The 21,303-nt window shown below is 71.1% G+C and carries 18 protein-coding genes and 3 pseudogenes; 14 read left to right on the top strand and 7 right to left on the bottom strand.

Going from position 1 to position 21,303, the window contains the following annotated elements; translation table 11 throughout:
- Nucleotides 1-12: 12 nt before the first annotated feature.
- Nucleotides 13-585, top strand: a complete 573-nt coding sequence (locus ACZ4TG_RS00215; RefSeq protein ID WP_468158969.1) for a TetR/AcrR family transcriptional regulator — start codon at nucleotides 13-15, stop codon at nucleotides 583-585.
- Nucleotides 586-764: 179 nt separating this feature from the next.
- On the opposite strand, the gene ACZ4TG_RS00210 is transcribed toward ACZ4TG_RS00215, so the two are convergent.
- Nucleotides 765-1,496: an SDR family oxidoreductase gene (locus ACZ4TG_RS00210; RefSeq protein WP_468158968.1), complete on the bottom strand. Its 732-nt coding sequence runs from the start codon at nucleotides 1,494-1,496 to the stop codon at nucleotides 765-767.
- 429 nt (nucleotides 1,497-1,925) lie between these two features.
- Here ACZ4TG_RS00210 and ACZ4TG_RS00205 point away from each other — a divergent pair, with 429 nt between their 5' ends.
- The 6 genes from ACZ4TG_RS00205 to ACZ4TG_RS00180 are packed head-to-tail and all read left to right on the top strand — an operon-like array spanning nucleotide 1,926 to nucleotide 8,607.
- Nucleotides 1,926-2,612, top strand: a complete 687-nt coding sequence (locus tag ACZ4TG_RS00205; RefSeq protein ID WP_468158966.1) for a 2OG-Fe dioxygenase family protein — start codon at nucleotides 1,926-1,928, stop codon at nucleotides 2,610-2,612.
- A gap of 5 nt (nucleotides 2,613-2,617) precedes the next feature.
- Entirely contained in the window at nucleotides 2,618-3,454 is an 837-nt protein-coding gene (locus tag ACZ4TG_RS00200) for a class I SAM-dependent methyltransferase (RefSeq protein ID WP_468158964.1), read from the top strand.
- Nucleotides 3,451-4,824 carry a diaminopimelate decarboxylase family protein gene (locus tag ACZ4TG_RS00195; protein ID WP_468158962.1) on the top strand — a complete coding sequence of 458 codons (1,374 nt, stop codon included), beginning with the start codon at nucleotides 3,451-3,453 and terminating at the stop codon, nucleotides 4,822-4,824. The genes ACZ4TG_RS00200 and ACZ4TG_RS00195 overlap by 4 nt, the downstream gene beginning before the upstream one ends.
- Nucleotides 4,824-6,179, top strand: coding sequence for a hypothetical protein (locus ACZ4TG_RS00190; RefSeq protein WP_468158961.1), 1,356 nt, complete (start codon nucleotides 4,824-4,826; stop codon nucleotides 6,177-6,179). The genes ACZ4TG_RS00195 and ACZ4TG_RS00190 overlap by 1 nt, the downstream gene beginning before the upstream one ends.
- On the top strand, nucleotides 6,176-7,453 hold the full coding sequence (locus ACZ4TG_RS00185; RefSeq protein ID WP_468158959.1) for an ATP-grasp domain-containing protein: 1,278 nt from the start codon (nucleotides 6,176-6,178) through the stop codon (nucleotides 7,451-7,453). The genes ACZ4TG_RS00190 and ACZ4TG_RS00185 overlap by 4 nt, the downstream gene beginning before the upstream one ends.
- Before the next feature lie 20 nt (nucleotides 7,454-7,473).
- Nucleotides 7,474-8,607, top strand: a complete 1,134-nt coding sequence (locus ACZ4TG_RS00180; RefSeq protein WP_468158958.1) for a GNAT family N-acetyltransferase — start codon at nucleotides 7,474-7,476, stop codon at nucleotides 8,605-8,607.
- 83 nt (nucleotides 8,608-8,690) lie between these two features.
- Here the strand turns inward: ACZ4TG_RS00180 and ACZ4TG_RS00175 are convergent, their stop codons facing one another.
- The gene (locus ACZ4TG_RS00175; RefSeq protein ID WP_468158957.1) at nucleotides 8,691-9,314 is read right to left on the bottom strand and encodes a nucleoside/nucleotide kinase family protein; all 624 of its coding nucleotides are present in this window, start codon (nucleotides 9,312-9,314) and stop codon (nucleotides 8,691-8,693) included.
- A 270-nt stretch (nucleotides 9,315-9,584) separates the two neighbouring features.
- Here ACZ4TG_RS00175 and ACZ4TG_RS00170 point away from each other — a divergent pair.
- Together ACZ4TG_RS00170 and ACZ4TG_RS00165 are read left to right on the top strand one after the other, a co-directional pair.
- Nucleotides 9,585-9,707, top strand: a pseudogene (locus ACZ4TG_RS00170) (PadR family transcriptional regulator); the annotation flags it as partial.
- Nucleotides 9,708-9,880: 173 nt separating this feature from the next.
- A complete protein-coding gene (locus ACZ4TG_RS00165) occupies nucleotides 9,881-10,336 on the top strand; it encodes a hypothetical protein (RefSeq protein ID WP_468158956.1) in 456 nt (151 codons plus the stop codon).
- Between the two features lie 116 nt (nucleotides 10,337-10,452).
- On the opposite strand, the gene ACZ4TG_RS00160 is transcribed toward ACZ4TG_RS00165, so the two are convergent.
- The 3 genes from ACZ4TG_RS00160 to ACZ4TG_RS00150 are packed head-to-tail and all read right to left on the bottom strand — an operon-like array spanning nucleotide 10,453 to nucleotide 14,875.
- Nucleotides 10,453-11,742, bottom strand: coding sequence for a hypothetical protein (locus ACZ4TG_RS00160; RefSeq protein ID WP_468158955.1), 1,290 nt, complete (start codon nucleotides 11,740-11,742; stop codon nucleotides 10,453-10,455).
- Entirely contained in the window at nucleotides 11,739-14,465 is a 2,727-nt protein-coding gene (locus ACZ4TG_RS00155) for a hypothetical protein (RefSeq protein ID WP_468158954.1), read from the bottom strand. The genes ACZ4TG_RS00160 and ACZ4TG_RS00155 overlap by 4 nt, the downstream gene beginning before the upstream one ends.
- On the bottom strand, nucleotides 14,462-14,875 hold the full coding sequence (locus tag ACZ4TG_RS00150; RefSeq protein WP_468158953.1) for a hypothetical protein: 414 nt from the start codon (nucleotides 14,873-14,875) through the stop codon (nucleotides 14,462-14,464). The genes ACZ4TG_RS00155 and ACZ4TG_RS00150 overlap by 4 nt, the downstream gene beginning before the upstream one ends.
- A gap of 223 nt (nucleotides 14,876-15,098) precedes the next feature.
- Here ACZ4TG_RS00150 and ACZ4TG_RS00145 point away from each other — a divergent pair, with 223 nt between their 5' ends.
- Nucleotides 15,099-16,214, top strand: a complete 1,116-nt coding sequence (locus tag ACZ4TG_RS00145) for an AI-2E family transporter (RefSeq protein WP_468158951.1) — start codon at nucleotides 15,099-15,101, stop codon at nucleotides 16,212-16,214.
- A gap of 945 nt (nucleotides 16,215-17,159) precedes the next feature.
- Here the strand turns inward: ACZ4TG_RS00145 and ACZ4TG_RS00140 are convergent.
- Together ACZ4TG_RS00140 and ACZ4TG_RS00135 are read right to left on the bottom strand one after the other, a co-directional pair.
- Nucleotides 17,160-18,149: a PI-PLC domain-containing protein gene (locus ACZ4TG_RS00140; protein ID WP_468158950.1), complete on the bottom strand. Its 990-nt coding sequence runs from the start codon at nucleotides 18,147-18,149 to the stop codon at nucleotides 17,160-17,162.
- A 361-nt stretch (nucleotides 18,150-18,510) separates the two neighbouring features.
- Entirely contained in the window at nucleotides 18,511-19,053 is a 543-nt protein-coding gene (locus ACZ4TG_RS00135) for a GNAT family N-acetyltransferase (protein ID WP_468158948.1), read from the bottom strand.
- Between the two features lie 422 nt (nucleotides 19,054-19,475).
- Between ACZ4TG_RS00135 and ACZ4TG_RS00130 the strand changes: the two are divergent.
- The 4 genes and pseudogenes from ACZ4TG_RS00130 to ACZ4TG_RS00115 all read left to right on the top strand — a co-directional run.
- A pseudogene (locus ACZ4TG_RS00130) lies at nucleotides 19,476-19,628 on the top strand (ectoine synthase); the annotation flags it as partial.
- A gap of 55 nt (nucleotides 19,629-19,683) precedes the next feature.
- Nucleotides 19,684-19,957, top strand: a pseudogene (locus ACZ4TG_RS00125) (aminotransferase class III-fold pyridoxal phosphate-dependent enzyme); the annotation flags it as partial.
- Between the two features lie 178 nt (nucleotides 19,958-20,135).
- On the top strand, nucleotides 20,136-20,414 hold the full coding sequence (locus ACZ4TG_RS00120) for a hypothetical protein (RefSeq protein WP_468158947.1): 279 nt from the start codon (nucleotides 20,136-20,138) through the stop codon (nucleotides 20,412-20,414).
- Nucleotides 20,415-20,445: 31 nt separating this feature from the next.
- Entirely contained in the window at nucleotides 20,446-21,084 is a 639-nt protein-coding gene (locus ACZ4TG_RS00115) for a hypothetical protein (RefSeq protein ID WP_468158946.1), read from the top strand.
- Nucleotides 21,085-21,303 lie beyond the last annotated feature (219 nt).

Here is a 21,303-nt window from a genome sequence, read left to right as displayed (position 1 = left end):
CAGAATGTCGACATGCCCCATGCTTCCGACACCCGCCAGAGCATCATCGACGCCGTACTGCGGATCATCGGGCAGGACGGCATCGCCGCCGTCACCAACCGGCGGATCGCCAAGGAGGCCGGGGTCTCCCTCGGTTCCGTCACCTACCACTTCGCCACCCAGCATGAGCTGCTGCGCGAGAGCCTGCTGCACTTCGTGGCCGAGGAGACCCGGCACTTCACGGCGCTCGCCGACGCGTGCTCCGACGAGCGCTTCGACATCGGGCAGGCGGCCGAGGTGGTGGCCCAGGTCGCGGGCGGCAACGCCTTCGACAGCCGCCACATCGCGCCGTTCGAGCTGTACGTTCAGGCCGGCCGCGACGAACGGCTGCGCGCCGCCGCGGCCGAGTGCTTCGCCGCCTACGACCTGCTGGCCACCCGGATCCTGACCCACCTGGGCGTGCCGGACCCCGAACGCCTGGCCGGCGTCGCCGTCGCCCTGGTCTTCGGGCAGCAGCTGCGCCGCCTGGCCACCGGAGCTCCCGCCGAGGACCTCGTCGACACCCTGCTGATCCTTGCGAAGTTCACCCCGTCGCAGACCCCGTAGGTGTCGGCTCGCAGGGGAACCAGGCTCGTCAGGTCGTGACGTAGCCCTCCGGGCCCGGCGCAGGTGGCCGGACATGGCGGACTTCGCCGACCGCAAGGCGATGCGCCATCACGGTCGAAGCCCCGACCCTCGTCGCCCCGAAAGCAGGGCGACGAGGGTCAGGGCACTGTCCGCCCCGATCAGGCGGCGTGGCCGCCGTCGACGGAGAACTCGGAGCCGGTGACGTAGGCGGCCCCTTCTCCGGCGAGGAAGGCGACCGTGGCCGCGACCTCCTCCGGACGGCCGAACCTGCCGAGGGCCGTCATCGCGGCCTGGGGGTCCGCGTAGGGCCCGTCGGCCGGGTTCATATCGGTGTCGACCGGCCCGGGATGGACGATGTTGGCGGTGATGCCCCGCCCGCCGAGCTCCCGGGCGAGGGCCTTGGTGAGCCCGGTCAGCGCCGACTTGCTCATCGCGTACAGCGTCCCGCCGGGGCCGGGCACCCGCTGGGTCATGCAGGTGCCGATGGTGATGATCCGGCCTCCCTGGCCCATGTGGTCCGCTGCGGCCTGCGAGGCGAGGAAGGTACCGCGTACGTTGACCGCGAGCACGCGGTCGATGTCCGCCAGCGTCAGCCCGGCGAGCGGGCCCAGGACGCCTGCGCCCGCGTTGTTGACCAGTACGTCGAGTCGGCCGAGTGTCTGCACCGCCCAGTCCACGGCACCCGCCGCGTCTCCGACGTCGCCCGCGTCCGCCCTGACGGCGACGCCTCGGCGGCCGACCGCCTCGATCCTGCGGACCACTTCCTTGGCGGCCGCCTCGTTGGCCGTGTAGGTGATGGCCACATCCGCTCCCGCCTCGGCCATGGCCAGTGCGATCGCCGCGCCGATGCCCCGGCCGCCACCTGTCACCAGAACCGCCTTGCCGTTCATACGTCCTCCTCGTTATTGGTTGCTGGTTCAATGAAACGAGGCGGTGATCGTCGGCGCTGGCGGTAATCCGACCTGGCGTTCAGCCTGCGACTCGGCGCACGTCGGGCGGCCGTTCGCGGCCGAACACCAGCCGCAAGGCGGGCCGTCGGCGGGGTGGCTGCCGGGATCTGAAGAGGCGTCGAATTTTCGCCAACTCGTAGTAGAATTCCAGCCAGGGTCGTGACGCGGCGCCAGGTCAGGGCAGTTGGCCGAATCGGACCTCCTATACCTGGGGACACCCCTGCTGTCCATTCGACAACATGTCGAGTTCACCCAGCATTCATGTGAAGATCAAGATCTTGTACGTGTGTCGTACATCTGTCTAGCCTTCCCAACGTTGCTCCGAAGCCCAGAGCGCACACATCTGGGCTCTTGACGATGGGGGTTCACATGAGTCTTGGTGACAAAGGCTTTACGGTCATAGACACTCCGCCGCTGGACGATCACAGCCTGGCCGAGTTCGAGAGGCTGCCGCTCGACCCGTACACCGGCTCGACGCAGAGGTACCGCCGCTTCTCCCAGTTCCGCCTGGTCCACGAGGACCGGTGGACGCTGGAACTGCTGCCGCACCGTCACTTCGCGCAGCCACGCCAGTACAACGACCTCGTCGGTGGACAGATGCGCACGCTGGAGCCGCTGACCACCGATCCCACGCCGCTCATCGCGGCCGGTGCCGAAGCGCTGGGCCTCGACAAGGAGACGGCCTGGCAGCTCAACATCCACCAGTGCAGGGTCGTCTCCACCCCCGAGGTCGAGGGCATCGCCGCTCCCGAGGGGCCGCACCGGGACGGTCACCAGTTCGGCATCGTCGCCGTCACGCGCCGCCACAACATCTCCGGCGGGGAGACCCAGCTCATGCCTCTCGGCGGGGGCGAGCCCTTCTTCCGCACCACCTTGCAGGACGGCCAGGCGATCGCCTTCGACGACCGTCTGATGTTCCATCACGTCACCGACATCGAGCACCTCACCGACGAGGGCGGCTACCGGGACGTGTGGCTCGTGGCGGTGAACACCTGGGACAACCGGCGCTACGGCGAGGAGTACGAGGCCGAGGTCCGCGCGAGCAACGAGGTATGAGGCAGATGTCCTTTCCCGTCACCACCACCCAGCCCGCCACCACGGCCGACGGCGCGGGCCCCGGCGGCCCGGCACCCGTCTACGACCGGATCGGCGTCGGCTACTCCTCTGTACGCCGCCCCGACCACCGCTGGGCCGCCCAGATCGAGGCCTCGCTCGGCAACGCCCGTACCGTCCTCAACCTGGGAGCCGGAACGGGCGCCTACGAACCCGCCGGCCGCCAGCTCGTCGCGGTCGAACCATCGCTGCAGATGCGGGCGCAGCGCGGCCCGCAGGCTGCGCCGTGCGTCGTCGCGAGCGCCGAGCGACTGCCCTTCGACGACCAGAGCTTCGACGCCGTCATGGCCGTCCTGACGGTGCACCACTGGTCGGACCTGGAAGCCGGCATCGCCGAACTCCAGCGCGTGGCACGGCGGTTCTCCATCGTCACCTACGACATGGAGGTGCAGAAGAACTTCTGGTTCACCCGCGACTACGTCCCGGAGATCGCCGAGGCGGAGTGCTCCCGCGTGCCCTCCATCGAGCGCCTCACCAAGCTCCTCGGCCCCTGCGAGGTGACGGAAATGCCCGTCTGGCACGACTTCACCGACGGGTTCATGACCGCCTTCTGGCGCAGGCCCGAGACCTATCTCGACCCCGCCACGCGCCGGGCCTGCTCCGCCTTCGCGCTGACGGACGAACAGGCCGTCACCCGCGGCATCGACCGCCTCCGGGACGACCTCGCCTCGGGCGACTGGCACCGCCGCTACGCCGAGCTGAGCACCCGGGACCACATCGACGCCGGCTTCCGCCTGCTCACCGGTGTGTCCGCACTCGCCACGGAGCGGGAGGCGTCCGCATGAGCCGGCCCTGGCCGGACCACGGCACGGAGCCCGGATGGGACCCCGTACGGCTGGCGGAGATCGCGCAGCGGCACGACACGCCGGTGCACGTACTCGACGCCGACCGCCTGGACCGCGCGACGCAGCACCTGCTGGACGTGCTCGGCGGGCTCGGCAGGCCGGCCCGCGCGTACTACTCGGTGAAGACCAACTACCTGCCCTACCTCATGAGGCGGCTCGCCGCCCACGGCCTGGGCGCGGACGTCGTGTCGGGATACGAGCTGGAGGCCGCGTTGGCCGCCGGGTTCGACCCTGCACACATGGTGTTCAACGGCCCGGTCAAGACGGATGCCGAGCTGGCCACCGCGGTACGTCACGGCGTGCGGGTCAACATCGACGGCGAGCAGGAGATCGACGCGCTGGAGGCGATAGCCGCCCGGACCGGGCAGCGCGTGGAGGTGGGTATCCGGATCTCCCCGGGCCTGCCGGTGTCCACCTCCGGCGATCCCTCCTACCGCGCCCAGGCCGAGCGCGCCGCCGCCCGCACCCGCTTCGGCTGGCCCGCCGGATCGCAGCAGCTCGCGCGTCTGGTGGACCGGATCGCCGGATCCCCCCACCTGGCGCTGCGCGCCGTCCACGCCCATCTGAGCAGCCAGATCGTGCACGAGGACCTGATGCTGCGGGCGCTGGAACGGGTCCTGGACGAAGCCGGCATGCTGCACCGCCGGTTCGGCCTGACCGAGGTGAACATCGGCGGCGGATTCGGCGTACCCGGCATCCGGCGTCCACGCGTCGGCCCGCAGGGCGCGCTGGCGGCCCTGCGGGGGGAGAGCGCCGTACCGGACGACGAACCGGTCCTCGACATCACCCGGCTGCTGCCGGAACTGGACAAGCAGATGCAGCAACGCGGCCTCGACGGTGTCGCGCTCGCCTGTGAGCCCGGCCGCTGGCTGGTCTCGGACGTCATGGCCATGGTCACGCGGGTGATGTCGCGCAAGGAACTGCCGGACGCCCGCTGGCTGATCCTCGACGCCGGCAACAACGTCGCCCCGTGGAGCGGAACCGGCGAGGTCCACCGTCTGACACCGATCGGCAGGCAGTACTCGGCCGACCGGAGCACCTGGTCCGTCGCCGGGCCGCTCTGCTACGAGAACGACGTGCACGCCGCCGCCATGGAGCTGCCGGACGACCTGCGCCCAGGCGACCTGCTGTGCCTCCACGACACGGGGGCCTACTCGCTCGGCCGCAGCAACAACTTCATCCGGACCCGGGCCGCCGTCGTCGCGGTCGACGGGGACCACGAGGAGTTGGTCTGGCGGGCCGAGACCGGAGCGGACGTGTTCGGTCTCGCTGACCCGACCACGCCGGGTACGGCGCCCGGGACCCCCTGATGATCAAGGCCTACCTGGAGCTCCTGAAACTCCCGGGCGCGAGCGCGGCGGCGGTACCCGCCGCGCTCGCGCGCCTGGCCGGGACCATGGTCCCGCTCGCCCTGCTGCTCACGTTCGTCCAGTCGGGGCGCTCCCTCGCCGTCGGTGCGGGCGCCGGCGCGGCGTACGCGGTGGGCAGCGCGGTGGGAGGTCCCTTCACGGGCCGCCTGATGGACCGGGCCGGCCCGAGCCCGGTCCTGCGGGTCACGGGGCCCGTGGCGGGCCTGATCCTGGTGTCGGCCGCCCTGTGGGTGCGCACGGCGCCGACCGCGGTGGCGCTGGCCGCCGCGTGCGCGGCCGGGCTGGCCACTGCGCCCGTCGGCGCGTCGATGCGGGCCCTGTGGCCCGCTCTGACCGAGGACGCCGCCCTGCGGCAGCGGGCCTACTCCTTCGAGGCGACCCTCAGCGAACTGCTGTTCATCCTCGGTCCGACGGCCGTCACGGTGCTCGCCACCCTGACCGGCGCGCGCGGGGCGCTGCTGACGACCGCGATCCTGTTGGGCGCCGGAGGGCTGGGATACGGGCAGGCACCCGCCGTACGCGGGCGCGGCCGGCGGCCCGAGCCCGCCTCCGCTGTCGCGGACCAGGGCGAGAAGGACTCGGGGCAGGGCCGGGCCGCGGCCTCGGCCGTGCTGGTGGCGATCGCCCTGACGGCGGCGCTGTCCAGCGGGCTCGTGGTCGCGGTGACCGCGTCGCTGCGGGACCAGGGGTCGGCGCCCGAACTCGCGGGCACGCTCGTCGCACTCCAGTCCGCCGGCAGTGTGGTCGGCGGCCTGCTCTACGGTGCGCGCACCTTCGGGGGCACGACGTACCACCGCTACCTGCGGCTCCTGGTCGTGCTGACCCTGGCCCTGGCGGCCCTGCCGACCGTACGACTGGCCCTCCAGGCAGGGCTGCCCACCACCTGGGCGCTGGTTCTGCTGGGCGCCCTGCTCGTACTCAGCGGGCTGCCGATGGCCCCGGCCGGGGCGGAGGAGTTCCAGCTCATCGGGGAGATGACCGCCCACGGGCGGGCGACCCAGGCGTTCGCGGGGGTCGGCAGCTTCATCGCCCTCGGCGGTGCGGCGGGCTCGGCCGTCACGGGCCTGGTGGCCGACCGTCTGGGCCCGGGCGCGGCATTGTGCACGCCGGCCGCCTTCACCCTGGCCGCCCTCCTGCTGAGCCTGGCGGCCCGCCGGCCGATCACCCGAGCGGTGTCACCGGCCCCTTCCACCACCACCGCTTCCACGGCGACCGCTTCCACCGCCACCGCTTCCGCCGATCCCGCGGACCGCACCCCGATCCCGGCCACCGACCCTGGAGAAACCCAGACATGAACACCTCACCCGGCGTACTCGCCGTCGTCGAGAGCCAGTTGTCGAACTTCGGTCTCACCCCGCTGCGCGCGGCCCACGAACTCGGCTTCCACACCGTGCTGGTGAGCAACAACCCGGACCGTTACCGGGTGGTCGGGATCGCCGAGGAGGTCTTCTCCCAGCACATCGACGAGATCATCCAGACCGACACCAACTCGGTGGACGCGGTCATCGCCGCCCTCCTGCCCTTCCACGAGCAGGGCCTGCTGCGCGGCGTGATGACGGTCACCGACTACAACATCCCCATCGTCGCGGAGGTCGCCGCGCACTTCGGCCTTCCGGGCCTGTCCCCGCAGGCCGCCCGCAACTGCCGGGACAAGCTGCTGATGCGGTACGCGTGCGAGCGGGCCGGCGTCCCGGCACCCGGCTTCCACCAGGCCACCAGCGAAGAGGACGCACTCGCCGCCGCCGACCGGTTCGGCTATCCCTGCGTGGTGAAGCCGATGACCGAATCGGCCAGCATCGGCGTCACCCTGTGCCGCACGCCGGACGAGGTCCTCGCCGCCTACCGCGACATCAGCTTCTCCCCGACCGACTTCCGCGGGCAGCCCAGGCGCCCCGGAGCACTCGTGGAGGAGTACCTCCTGGGCTTCGAGGTCAGCGTCGAATCCGTCCTGGTGGACGGCGAGCGCCGATTCCTGGGCGTGACCGACAAGGCGCTCGGCTCCCACCCGCACTTCGTGGAGATGGGCGACACCTTCCCCTCGATGCTGTCGGCACCGGTGCGCGCGCAGTGCACCGAACTGGCCCGCCTGGCGCTGGAGGCGGTCGGCCACGACTTCGGCGCCGCCCACGTCGAGGTGAAGATGACGGACAAGGGCCCGTACGTCGTCGAGGTCAACGGCCGGATGCCCGGAGCGGAGATCACCCAGCTCATCCGCGAGGCGACGGGGGTCTACCTCCAGCGCGAGGTCGTCCGACTGCACGCGGGGCAGGCCGCCGACCTCACGGCGACCCTCGACCGCGCCGCCGCCTCCCGCTACCTGTCCGCCCGCCAGGCCGGCACGCTGACCGGGATCGGCGGCACGGACCTGGCCCGGCGGGTTCCGGGCGTGGTGGACGTCGACCTGGAGGTCCACCCGGGCGACGCCGTACGGCCCGCCGAGAGCAATCTCGACCTGCTGGGCTACGTCGTGGCCGTCGGCGACACCACCGGCGACGCGGTCCGCAGGGCCGAAGCGGCCCTGGGCCAGCTCACCCCGGTCATCGCCCCCGCGACGGGCGGCGAGCGGTGACCGCCGCATCCGGGGTCCGCGTGACCGTACACCGCGCTCTCGAAGACGCCGACCCGCAGCGGTGGGACGCACTGCTCGGCCCCCGGGGCTTCTACGCCGCCTCCCCGTGGCTACGGCACGCGGAGGCCACCGCCGCCACCGCTCCGTACTACCTCACCGCCCACGACGGTGACGACCCCGACGGGCAGCACCGCCGCACCGGTGTCCTTCCCGCGTACCCGCTGGACCACGACACCCCGTACGTCTTCTGCAGCCCGGCCAGGGTCATCGACAGCATCCACCGCACGGTGACCGGCGAGGAGGCGCCCTGGACCGCTGGACTGCTGCCCGCCCTGGCGTGCGGGGGCCGCAACCCCTCGCACACCAAAGCCGGGATCGCCCCCGGGCCGGACGGGGGAGCCCAGCACGACACCCTCACGGCCCTCGTGCGCCGGGCCGAGGAGGAGGCCTGGGCCGCCGGGTTGCGGGCCGTTTCCTTCCTCTACGTCGACGAGGACGACGACCTGCTCCGCGGCGTGCTGGCGGAGCGCGGGTACACGGCGCTGCCGGGCCAGACGGCGTACTCCTTGCCCGTCCCTCAGGACGGCTCCTTCGACAGCTACCTGGCCCGCTTCGACCGATCACGCCGTACGAAGATCAAACGCGAGCTCCGCGCCCTGAGCGAGGCCGGGGTCGCCTACGAGACCCAGCCGCTCACCCCCGGGCTCATCGAACGGCTTGCCCCCTTGGAGCTCGCGCTCTACGCCAAGTACGGCACCCCCGCGAACGCGGACGCCTTCACGGCGGTGCTGCACAGCGTCGCCCGCCACGCGGGCGACGCCGCACGGGTCACCACCGCGTTCCTCGACGGGCAACTGGCCGGTTTCGCCCTCACCTTCACCCACCGGGGCGAGATGTACGCCCGCCAGGCCGGGTTCGACTACGAGGCACAGGGCAAGCTGCCGCTCTACTTCGGGCTGGTCTACTACGAGTTGCTGCGGACGGCGCTGGCCGAGGGGCTGACGCAGATCCACTACTCCACGGGCTCGGACCAGGCGAAGCTCCTGCGCGGGTGCATCCCGCGCCGGCAGATCGCCTACGTCAAGGCACGCCGCCCGCAGGAGCAGGACCGCCTGACCCAGCTCGCGGCACTGTGCGAGGCCGGCCCCGCCTGACCCCCCGGCCCTCCGCGCGCGGGGCGCGGCACGCGCAGGGCCGATCGCCCGATCGCCCGACGGGCCGACGCGGCGCGTGCCGGTCAGCCGGTGTCGAGGACGATGACGACGTCGGCCCGGTGGCGGCCCCGGGCGATGAGGCGGGCATTGGGTTCGTCCGACCGGGCCACCCAAGTGCGTGCGTGCGCCGGGTCCTTGCCGTGGCGGACGTGGCGGTCGACGAGGCGCTCCAGGCGCAGGGTCTCGTCCGGGGCGAGGTACCAGGCCTCGTCCAGGAGCGGCCGCACCGGCGCCCACTCCGCGTGGTCGTGCAGCAGGTAGTTCCCCTCGGTGATCACCAGCGGTACGTCCGCGGCGACGGGGATGCTGCCGGCGATCGGCTCCTCGAGGGAGCGGTCGAAGGCAGGTGCGTACACGGTGGGCCCGCCGGGCGCCCGCAGCCGGCGCAGCAGGCAGACGTACCCGGCCGCGTCGAAGGTGTCCGGGGCGCCCTTGCGGTCGGCCCGCCCCAGCCGGTCCAGCTCGGCCTGCGCGAGATGGAACCCGTCCATCGGGACCACGACGGCCCGCTCCGGCCCGAGCGCGTCGGCGAGCAGTGCCGCCAGGGTCGACTTCCCCGCTCCGGGCGGCCCGGCGATGCCGAGGATCCGCCGGGAGCCCCGAGCGGCCAGCGCCGCCGCCCTCCTGACCAGTTCCGAGGTCTGCACACAGGCATTCTGCCCGGGTGGAGCGGGTTTGACGGAGCTCTCGGTCGCCGGCACGGCGGTTCTGGCGATCCGCACCGATGCGTCCGGCCTTGACCGGCCGGACCATCGCCCCTCATCACCCACCGGCTCCACTCGGTCCGGCACGCCGACGTCATCCACGTACTCAAGGACGGACAGCACGCCGAGTCCGGCACCTTCACCGAGCTCATGGACGAGACCACCGGCACCGGAGAGTTCCGCAACGCCTACCTCGTACGGGGCGCTCTACCCCAGCCCGTACGGGCCGAGGAGGCGCCGGATCTCTTCCGGCACGGCATGCTGCGCATCGCTCGCGCGACCAGCGCCGAGGAGAAGAAGTGGCTGGCCGAGGCGATCGCGAGCCTGGAGGGCTGAGCGGGGCCCGGTGGCGGCGCCCATCCCGCCACGGGAGCCGAGCGAGTCGCTCGTCTGCGGCGTCCTGTCGACGCTTCGACGGAGCCAGGATGGCCTCGCGCCGAAACGGCGTGTGCGACGATCACGGTGTGGAGCGGCCGTGTGGCTGCTGGCCTTCCCGGGGGTGGAGTCAGGTGAACGACGACGAGATACGCTCGCGCTTCGACGGTCGCGGCCGCGTCGAGCTGCTGCCCGGCGGGCCCACAGCCTCCCGGCGACGCCGAATCGACGAGATCGCCCACGCGTTCGGCTACCGGCTGCTCACCCTCCACAACCTCGGGTTCGCCGGAATCCGGCTCGTCTACGAACGCGACGACGCCCCGCCCGCACGACGCCGCAACGAACTGACCATTGCCCGGCTGCGCGCGGGCGGGCCGCTGCTGCCGGCGATGGAGCAGCCTGCGCCCCCGCCACCTGGCCCGCCGCCTCCGGCCACGGCAAGGCCCCCGCGCCAGCGGCCCAGCCGGCCGCCGTCGGAGCCCCCGCCGCCCCCGCCCGCGGCTCCAGCCCGACCGCGTGTTCCGCCCCAGCCGCCCTTCCCACCGCCGCCGCCCCCGCCCCCTGCCGCGATCGGCGGGCAGACCACCTGACCCTTGACAGGGGTGGGCGGCCGCCGACCGGGGGCGTGTGACCACCGGACGCCGTGCCGGTGAGCAGCCGTGCGACAGACGATCCCCAGGGGCAACTCTCGCGGCCCGCGCGCCCCTCACGCCGAGAAGCCCCCGGGCGGGGACCCACCACCCGGACGTGCGGCGCCGCCGCGCACCGCTGACGACATTCCCCCCGCGAGCTGAAAGGCGGCGATGCCCTGCTGGGTGAGGACCACCAGCCCCTCCGGGCCCTCGAAGTCGACATCGATGACCTCGCTGTGCAGGTCGATCTCGGCGAGATAGCGCAAGCGGATTCCTCGTACGCTGAGGCGGGAGCGCCGGTAGTGGATCCCACAGTGCAGGCCGTACACGAGTGCGGCCGAGGCCAATTCCTGGTAGACGTACGCGGGGAAGAACAGATAGAGAAGGCTGAGAGCCAGCGGGTACGAACCCAGGCGGGGCAGGCCCCGCCGAGTGATCCACTCCAGCAGTCCGGTGTGGACCGTGGTTCCCCGTACGAATGCCAGGCGCGCCCCGCCGGCTACCGGCAGGACAGCCGCGAGACTCCCCCTCACCGGCAGGGCCGGCAAGGCCCGGCTGAGGTTCCCCGCGGTCGGCAGGTTTCCGGCGGCCAGGACGCTGTGGGACCGGTGCTCACCGGCGACGAGGACGACCGTCATACCTCCGGTCTCGACGACCTCGCACTTGCGGACCTGCCGGGCACGTTTGTCCAACAGGATGCGCGCGCTTGAGCGACGGCGGTTGGCCGGATGCCGAGACCACTTCTCCAGCACCGCATCGTGGTCGTACGGCAACTTCGCCCCGTGGTACGTCCAGGCGCAGGCCTGATGATCGGGATTCCAGTCGACCGCCCAGAAGGTGGCCGATCCGGGGCCGACGGGGGTGACCGACACCGTCGCGTTGGTCGAGCAGCTGATGACTGCCGGCCTGCCGGAAACGAGACCGAGGGAAAGCCAGACCACCCGCCGCCGGTGCGCGTGAGTGAAGTCACCGGACCACGAGCCGTCTTCCCCCGGAGTGAAGATGCACACGGAGCCCTCGCTGTCCCCGATGGCCACCACGACGAGACCGCCAGGGCGCCCGGCGGCCAGGGCGGTGATGCGCTCGGGGGACGCGCCGATCACCGAGGTCGTGTCGGTCCGGAGATCATGGGCGAGGACTTGCAGGCCCCTGACCGCCAAGAGCGTGGGAGCGCCACTGTCCAGAGTGGTGCACGCCGTGTGTGACAGGGGCCCGGGCAGGTTGTGGCGGAAGAGGATCCGTCCGCTGGAGCTGTCCCGGACGCGGACCAGCCCGCCCAGGTGTACAGCGACCGTGACCCGCTCCCCGTCCAGCTCCAACCCGTGGACGGCGATCGGCGCTTCGGGCCGCTCGTAAATGGTCACGAGGGCAACTCCGGAAAATCCCAGACGCGCACACAGCCCGAACGCTCTCCGGCGATGATGACCCAGTGGCCGTGGTGCAACTCGGCACCGCGCACTTGATCGACCGCCGTGTGCCCGTCGACACCGTAGAAGTCAGAGGTCGAGAAACCGTCGCCTGCCAGTGAGAACACCTCCAGCGGTCGGGCACAGGCATCGTAGGCGGCGAGCACGAAAGCCTTGCCGTCGTACAGGCGGACGTCCACGTCCTGCACGCTCTCCGGGCATCGGCGAACGGTCATCGAGCTCCCGGGAAAACGGAGTTCGTGAATGAGGTGATTGCTCACACCGGTCACGAGCCGGAGCGGGTCGTGCGTTCCCGGGATGAGGCGCACGCCCGCGACGAAGCCTCCGGTATCGGGGCTGCTGACCCGGGACGTCCGACCGGTGCGCAGGTCAGCGAGGCGGACACCGCCCCAGGTTCCGATGACGGCAGTGGGAGACGCGTTCAGCGTGGTCACCGCCACGGACGCCTGGTTCCGGTTGAACCCGTAGTTCTCACTCAGGCGAAGCATCGGCAGGCGCTTGAGCTCGGCCACGTCGAAGCGTTCCACATCGTCGCCGTCGTCGAAAACATGCAGGATGAGGGCGCCGTCGATGTCGACGAAGGCCACTGCGGTGGTCTCGCTGTCGGAGATCTCGTTGCCTGCCCTCCAGCTCCTGGTCAGGCGCCCTCCACCGAAGACCTCCCAGAGGTACACCGTGTTCGTGTTGCTCGCGGCCAGAAAGACCTTGCCGTCGTGAACAGCGGTGTCCAGCCCCGTGATCGGCATGTCCGCCGTGGAGTCGATCCTCAGCACCTGGCGGTTCATGTCGAGGTTCCACACCTCCACCTCGCCCGACGTGGACGCGCAGGCGACGTACTGGTCGCCCGCATGCCGGAACACCGTCAGCCGGGACACCGGATCGGACAAGGCGGTCAAGGTGTAGCTGCTGCGACGCGGCGCCAGATCGACCCAGCGGGCCTTCCACGGCGAGGTGTCGGGAACCGGCTCCATGCGCGACAGCAGGGTGAGGGCGCCGTGAGCGCGGGCCGCCAGGTCGAGAGCCGGCGCGCGAAGCTCCAAGGGGAGGCGCCGGAAGTCGGCGGCCGCCTGCCGGTAGACGTCGACCGCCGTACGGACTTCGCTCGCCGCGGATCCCGCCGGGGGACGGTAGCCGGCCAGAGCGCCGAGCAGCCGGTAGGGGTCCGCGGCCAGCAGGTAGCCGGGATCGAGCATCAGCTGCGCCAGGGCGTCGTGGCCTCCCGCCTTGGCGATGTGCGTGGCCAGGTAGGAGCGGGTGTAGGAGGGGGCGTTGGGCCAGTCGCGGGTACCGTCGGGCCGCAGGGTGGCATGCCTGAGGAGGAAATCGATGAAGGCGCGGTGCACCGCCCGCTGGTCCGGGACGTTCCGCAGGTGCTCGGACAGGGTCAGATGGTACGGCTGGTAGACGGTCTGGCCGCCGTCGGAGGACCTGACGGCGTAGCTCCCTACGTGTTCGCGCAGCCACAGCAGGTCCGTGTAGGTGTAGGCGCGTCCCGTCAGTCGCCCCGCCAGCCCGGACCACACGTCCTCGTCCGGCAGGCCCCGCCCTTCGGCGAAGGCCAGTGGCCGCAGCAGGTCGAGGGCCCGCTGCGCGTCCTCAGGGCCGAGCCGCTCGGTCAGGTCCTGCTCCAGGATCTCCCCGGGCAGCCGGGGGAGTTCGCCCTCCCAGTCCGATGCGAGGTCGGGCAGGGCGGAGCGGGCCGCGAGCATCCGGGCCAAGAGCCGCCCGACGAGGAAGGAGGATCCGGCCGCGCGAACGATGGCCGCCACCACCCGCGCCACGACCTCCGGCGCCGCGCCGCGAAACGGGCTGGTCTCGGTCGCCTGAAGCAGGACGTGTTCCACGTGGAGCCGCATGGCTTCGGGATCCGCGCAGTCGTGGTCGAGATCAACAACCTCGCAGAGATCACTGAGCTGGGAGGCGAGCTCGGTTCGCATGCCGAGCACCATGCGTACGCTTCCGTCCTGAAGCTCCCGTTTCAGAACGAGGTCGACCAGGAGCTGTGGGTCGGCCGCTTCGTCGACGGCGTCGATCAACACCGTGATGACGGGGGAGTCGCCGGCCTGCTCCGAAAGCACACCGCCGGCCACCGATTTCACCGGCCCGCGGGCGACGCGCCTGGCGAGGTCCAGGGCATCCGCCAGCTCCTCCGCCTCCAGGCCGGAGGCGTACACCACATGGGCGAAGCAGCCGAGCGCAGGAGTCGTCTCCGTATCGACGCCCACAAGAGACCGGGGCACATGGGACTGATAGCGGGGGTCGGACAGAGCCGCGAGCAGGCCGAGAACGGCCGTCTTGCCGGATCCGGGGGCACCGGCGAGGACCAGCCCCGGCCGGCCCTCTCCGTGACGAGCCAGCCACGACACGACGCGGCGGAGCGCCTCGTGGCGTCCTGAGAAGTCCCAGGTGTCGGCGTCGTCCGCGACCGAAGACCGCGCCTTCGGCAGGAAGTACTGCGCGTAGGCGGCGCGCTGGCGCTCGGCGGCGATCCGCTGCCGGGCGAGCAGGTCGCGGCCGGTCGGTGAGCCCTGGTCAGTGCCGAAGTAGACGTTGGTGATGACATCTCGGAGATCCCCGCCCGCGTACACCGAGCCGGGGCCGAACGCGCCCGTCGCCCCCGAAGGGGCCTGAGGGGGTTCCCGACGACGCCGTCTTCTCATGCCGTGAACGGTCCCTCGTCGGTCACATCGGTCCGTATACGACGGGCGTCCCCGCCCGCGGCGATCGCCCCCGCCCCGGAAGCACTGACCCCCTCGCCCCCGTCGACGGGCCGTGGGCCTTCCCCGGCTCCACCCGACGAGCGAAGGACGACCTTCGCCCGGGCATCCTCCACCGATCCGCGGGCGGCGATCGCGCCCGCTCCGGAGGCGGCCACTGCGGACGCGCCGCGCGACTGCTCCGAGACGGTGAGCCAGGCCTGCACACCGCCTCCGACGACCACCAGCACAGCAACGGCCGCCCACCACGCCACCGTCCAGTGCTGAGTCAGCATTCCCGTGGCCACGTTCACCGCCGCGGCGACCGCCACGGTCGCCGCAGCAGCGATTCCCCGCCGGGCTCGCCCGCTCATACGCCCCCCTCACAGGCCCCTGCCCCGAGGGCGCGGCAGGATGCAACCAGCCTGCTTCGTGCGAGGTCGGCTGAAAAGGGGCGCACAGAGGCGGGAAACGAGTGCGGGGGAGCGCGCGCGGAGGAACACCGCGCCCGGGCCTGCGGGCGCCTCGGTTCGTCGGGGGCCGGCGGTCGCCAGCGGCAATGCCCAGGCGGCAAGTGAGTGTGCATAGGGTGACCCCATGTCTGACACATTGAGCTCCGCAAGAGCCGCTGCCGCACTCCGTACGACGGCACGGGTCTCAGCCGAGTCGCTGGTGGTCCTGGTCATGGCGGCGGCGGCCCTGTGGGTTCTGGGCCGGATGTGGTCGGTCGTCTGGCCGCTCATAATCGCCCTCTTTCTCACCACCCTGACCTGGCCCCTGGCCGCATTCCTGCGCCGGCGCGGGTGGCGGCCCGCTCTGGCCGCCTCCGTGGTGACCGTGCTGTTCCTTCTGGTGGCCGCGGGCATCGTGGCGCTGATCGCCGTGCCCGTGGCCTCCCAGTCGGGCGATCTGGTCGACGGCGTGTCCGAGGGCATCCAGCGGCTGCGCGAGTGGGCGGCCGGGCCGCCGCTGAACATCGGCGACGACCAGATCTCCGGCGCCTTCGACGCCGCGATGGCCCGCCTCCAGAACAGCGTCGGCAGCGCGGTCTCCACCGTCGTCACGGGAGTGAGCACCGTCTTCAACGGTCTGCTCACCGCCGTGCTGGCGCTCTTCCTGATGTTCTTCTTCCTCAAGGACGGTCCCCGCTTCCTGCCGTGGCTCACCCGCCAGCTCCCCGGCCGGCTCGCCACCGACATCCCGGTCGTAGCCGTGCGCGGCTGGCAGACCCTGGGGTCGTTCGTCCGGTCCCAGGCCTTCGTCGGCCTCCTCGACGCCGTGTTCATCGGCCTGGGCCTGTGGATCGTGGGCGTACCCCTGGTGCTGCCGCTGGCAGTTCTGACCTTCGTCTCCGCGTTCGTGCCGATCGTGGGAGCCCTGTTCGCCGGTCTGGTGGCGGTGCTCATCGCGCTGGTGTCGAACGGCCTGACGGACGCGCTGATCGTGCTGGCGATCATCGTCGTGGTGCAGCAGCTCGAAGGCAACGTGTTCCAGCCCATGATCCAGAGCCGCGGTCTGGGTCTCCACGCGGCGGTGGTCCTGCTGGCAGTCACGCTGGGCGGCAGCCTGGCCGGGGTCGTGGGCAGCCTGCTGGCCGTACCGGCGGCCGCACTCGGCGCCGTCATCTGGAACTACGTGCGCGACCAGCTCGGCGAACCACCGCACGAGCCGGAGGCCGGCGAACGGCTTCCCACCGCTCCTGCCCCGTCGTAGGACCGCGCCCGGGCCGCCGGCACCCCGACGCCCGGCTCCGCCCCGGCGCGGAGCCGGTACGCGCAGACCCGCCACAGTCCCCCCGACGGCCCGGCCGGCGCGGCGAACTGCCTGCGGGCCCCGTCGGCGACGGCCCCGGCGACCCGGCCTGCGCCCCCCACCGCCGCCTGCTCCAGGCTGCCCGTCGCGGCGCCTCGTAAGACGCCGTCAGCGGTCCAGCGCCCGCGTCAACAGCTGACCCCGGCGATGCCGTTCCAGTTGCATCTGGTGCCCCCCGTGGACGACCGGGGCGCGGAATGCGGCCCTCGTACCCGGGACCGAGGCGGGCCGGTCAGCACGCCGCCCCGGCCGCTTCGGCACTGGCCTCCGCGCTGATCCGTACGCGCATGTCCGAAGCCTGGGCCGCACAACATCTCGCCCTCGTGTGCAAAGGCTTATGCGGAGACATACGCCGAGGGCCTGTCCCTTGCGTGTGCCAAGACGTCTGCGCGCCGGACACGCGGCTCAGCCCCGCCGGCGCGAGCGCAGGGCGAAGCCGGTCCGACGGCGTTTGCGCCGTAGTGCGCCACCAGCGGCGCGACGCCCATACGGCCAGCGCGGCGCCGACGGCTTTGACCAGTACGTGGTCCACGGAGGACACCCATGCCGAGTACGGCCGGGCCGAGGACCACGATCCCGCGCGTGCGGCGGGATGGTTCCGGCCGAGGCTCCGTCAGAAGTGCCTACAGCCAGGGCAGTTCGGTGGGGCGGTAGGTGCGCTCGCGTGCCCGGGCTTCGACAACCTGTCGGCCCGCTGAGGCAGGGGGCTTGGCGTGTGCCGTGACTGTCCGCCGAAGGAGGTGACTCCGGGACTGGTCCTCGCCGACGCGGGCTTCCTGCTCCTGCAGGGTATGACTGGGGGACGCAAGGCTCGCGTAGCGTGCGGCGGCTGGCGGTGTCTGTGCTCTACCTGAACAGACGGTCACCAGGGGCGGCCATGCGATGGGTGCCGCCGTGGCGGTTCACCCAGTCGCGGACGAGGCTGATGGCGTTGGCGCACTGCCAGCTGTCGTCGTACTCGCGCACTCCGGTGAACGCCCCGTAGCCCGCGATGATGCCGTCCACACGCCCGTCACCCAGGAGTTTGTCGACGTACCACGGATCGTTGTAGGTGGTCGTCCAGGACAGCGTGGCCGCGAGCTGTCCGGCGTCACGGTCCCCGGCGCCCTTCTTCAGCTCCGCGCACGTGTAATAGGTGGCTTCCGTGCAGTTGCCGAACCCCTTGGTGATGTCGCTGTCGCCGTAGTCCATCACCCGGCGACCGGCCGGGAATCCCGAACCGGACCGGTTGAAAGCGCCTCGGACCTGGTCGCGGGTTCCGGTCGTCGTGATGCCCTCCAGGCTGCCGAGCCTGCCTTCCAGACTCTTCCAGCCCCGGCCGCCGACATCCGGGGTGCTGCCGCCGTGGTACTCGTAGAACCCGTAGAGCACCTGGATCCCGGCAGCCGTCAGCCGCTGCGCCTTGTCGCGCAGTCCGGCGACACTGCACCCGCGGTTCTCCTGCTCTCCGCAGTAGTTCGGGTCCTTGATGTCCAGCCAGACCAGAGCCAGCCGGCGTCCTGAGTTCGCGTGGGAAAGAATGCGGTCGATCATGCTGTCGAAGCTGGGGCCCAGCCGGTTCTCACCGGCCGAGGAACAGTCGTGATAAGCACGCCATTCGTTCGGGTTCCACCAGGCACAGACGTCTATCTCGATGCTGTTCGCGCCGTGCTTGAGCGCGGCGTCCACGCCGCCCAGGGTGTCGACGCGGTGCGCGATGGCGTAGATCGGGTGGCGCTGATCGGCTGCTGCCGCCGGGGTCGTACCGAGCGCGGTAGTACCGAAGATTGCGCACAGGGCCGCGATCAGCGCCAGTAACCTCCGCAAAGCGGCGCTACGCCTGAGGTAAGTGGTCAAGAACGTACTCCTTCATGTGCGTGTCCTGCAGCAGGGGTTGATCTCACGATCACATGTTGGCACGCGATAAATGCACGATGAATGAAATTCGGACAAAGGCCACCGTTCTTCGGTCTGCCGCACACCCGCGCACGCCCCGAGCTCATCCACGTGGATGACACCAGACCTCCGACCACGCCAGTCGATTCTTCGCGGCCGGGGGCCGGCGGTGTGCCTACGAATTTACGAAGGAAGCGAGCGACCTGGTCGTCCAGCGGGGGCCAGGCCGGCGTCCATGCACCTCTGGACCGCCGCCGTCAAGGCCGCGTCTTCCCTGCCCTGGGGGTCGTGGCCCTGGTGGCCGACGCATCCGTGGGGTGCGTCAGGGGCGGGAAAGCCCCCACGTCTGCAACTTGTAAGGCCGGCCCTTCTCCTCACCGGTGATCAGCGGCACGTTGAGGAGGTGAAAGCCGGCCTGGGTGGCCACGGCGACGCTGGCGGCGTTCTCGGCCTCCAGCTCCAGGATCACCTGATCCGCCTCCAGTTCCTCGAAGGCGTAGGCGGACATCACCCGCACCGCTCGCGCTGCCAGTCCACGCCCTCGGTGTGCCGGGCCGACGGCGTAGCCGATCTCGGTTCCCTCGGGGGCACGCCGCAGCATCACCTCGCCGAGCGGCGCTCCGCCGTCGACGGTGATGGCGAGAAGCATGGCCGTACCGTCCGTCCGCAGTTGCCGGTCCCGGTCCAGTCGCGCGCGGGCGGCCGCGTCGTCGAAGGGGGAGGCGATCGGTGTCCAGTACGCGATGTCGGGGTGGTCGAAGAGCTCCGGCATCGCCGTCAGGTCCGCCTCCGACCAGTCCCGCAGGATGAGCCCTTCTCCCGAAAGCTCGATCCGCTCGGGAAAGGACGACGTTGTGCTGCTCATGATGGAGGACCTCCGTAGCCTGTTCGCGACGAGGCAGCGTAACCGTGGGCAGGCGGGAGAGCCGCCGGATTTTCGGCGGGCGGGCCGGTCGTGCCCGTGCGGCTCTGCCCTGGGGTGGAGCCGGCAGCCGTCGCACGTTGCCGCACCCCCCGGCCGACGGCATCCACGCCCGCTCACATCCGACCCGCCACTCATTACTGCGTCGGCTGCCTCACACCAACGGCGTAACCCGTTCACCAGAGAAAATGCCACCCGGCATGGGACGTCGTCACCGGCACCCTCCCGGGGCGCATGCCGGAGTCGGGAACCCCACGCACCCGCCGCAACGAGGGCCCGTTGGACGACGACGTATATCCCGACCGCTATGCACGACTCAGGGCGATACAGGCACCGCTGGGCGCCGGAGTGGTGACGTTCGAACCGCCCGGGAGCGGGTGGGGTTCTCGCTGCACGAGACGGTGATGTTCGCCGGGACGGAGACCTCGATGTGGTACGCCAACCACATCGAAGCGGTGGTCTGTGTGGAGGGCGAGGCCGAGCTCACCGACGAGGAGACCGGCGAGCAGTACTGGATCAGGACGTACGCAGTTGCTGCCGCCAGTGGCCCGCCGTCTTCGACCCACCCAGGGCACCGCCAAACGCGGCTTCCTCAAGTGCTTCCACGAGACGGTCCTGGGCCCGCGCCGCCTCCCGTACGAGGCCATGTCCCAGGCCCGACCGGTACCAACGCGGTGAAAGCCGCGCTGAAACGGGCCCCCGCAAGGCCACTGGCCGCACCGGCATTGTCACCTTCACCGCCGCCTTCCACGGCATGTCCCTGAGCGCCCTGGCCGCCACCGGCAACGCCGCCAAACGAGCCGGCACCGGCACCCCCTCAGCCCTTCGGACAGGCACTGGTGCGCCCGCCCGGATCCGTGGCGGTGCCAGCCGACCCCTCCCGGGGTTTGAGACGGACCTTCTGGTGTCGCCGATATCGGGTTAGCATCCACCCGCTTACTCACGGTAAGGAGCGGCGGACGCGGCACCCATGTGCCCGACCGAACCCCGGCCGGCCCAACCCACATCAACGAGGAACAACCCATGTGACGATCCCCGGACCGCCCACCTACCAGCCCACCGTCACCACGCCTCCGAAGCGCCGCGTCAGCGCTCGCACCGCCGTCGCCGCGGCCTGCACCGGCCTGGTCGTAGCCGCCGCAGCAGCCGCCACCGGAGCATTCGACGACGACCCCAGCCCATACGAGCGCGGATATGCAGCCGGTCAGAACGCGGCAGCCGGACAGCCCGTCCTGGACTCCGCCGACGCCGACGCCGACGCCGAGACCAAAGGCAAGGCCCGCGAAGCCTTCATCTGCAAGTAGCCACTGCCGTCCAAGAAGGAGAACCCGACTCGTGTCCGAGCAGCCCGACAGACTCGAAGCAGGCGAGACCGCCACTGTTCCACCCATGCCGGCGACGCCGCCCGCCGTGCTGGTGCCCCGGGTGTGGAAGCCCACGGCCATTGCCGCCACCGCTGTTGCCTTCGTCAGCTGCACGGCAGCCTCCGCCGCCATCGTCTACGCCCTGAGAGTCGACAGTGGTCCCGGGGAAGCGGCTCCGGTGCCCACCGTGACCGTGACCTCCACGGAAACCGTGATGGCAGCGCCACTCCCGGCCCCGCAGAGCACCAGCCGCACCGTCAGACCAGACGGAGAGATAGTAGAGAAGGGCTCCCTCCCCGGAGGCATCGCCGAGCGCGACGTAAAGATCCTTGGCCAGGGACTCACGAACGACGGCCGCGAAACCATCTACAAGGTCGACTGCCAGATCACCAACAACGGCCCCGACGACGCCGATTACTTCGTGGTCTACGACGTCCTCGACAAGGACGGCGACTACCTGGGCGATGCGATCTGCTCCGCCGAGCGACTCGGATCCGGCAAGGCGAAGACCGACAGCGGGACCTTCAGCAAGACCCCCAATGCGAACGGCACCCCCGAAGAAGCCAAGTCGATCAAGCTCCAGTACGTGGCCAGGAAGCCCGCCAGATAGTGAGGTCGGAGCGGGACGAGCACGCGGTGGACTTGCCACTGGCAACCCCGTCGGCCACCCCAGCGTCGAGGCATCTGGGTGATCTCCCACGCCCGAACCGCCCTCGAAACCTGTCTGGGCCGGATTCCTCGCCCACCTCGGCGGCGGGGTCGACTTCCTCGGCGTCCGTTTGGGGAAGCGAAACGGTGGTCTCACCCGTTGATGGAACTAGTGTTTGAT

It is taken from the genome of Streptomyces sp. NPDC028314 (assembly GCF_055565795.1).
Note: the sequence above shows the minus strand (reverse complement) of the source record. Positions and strands in the feature narration are given on the sequence as shown.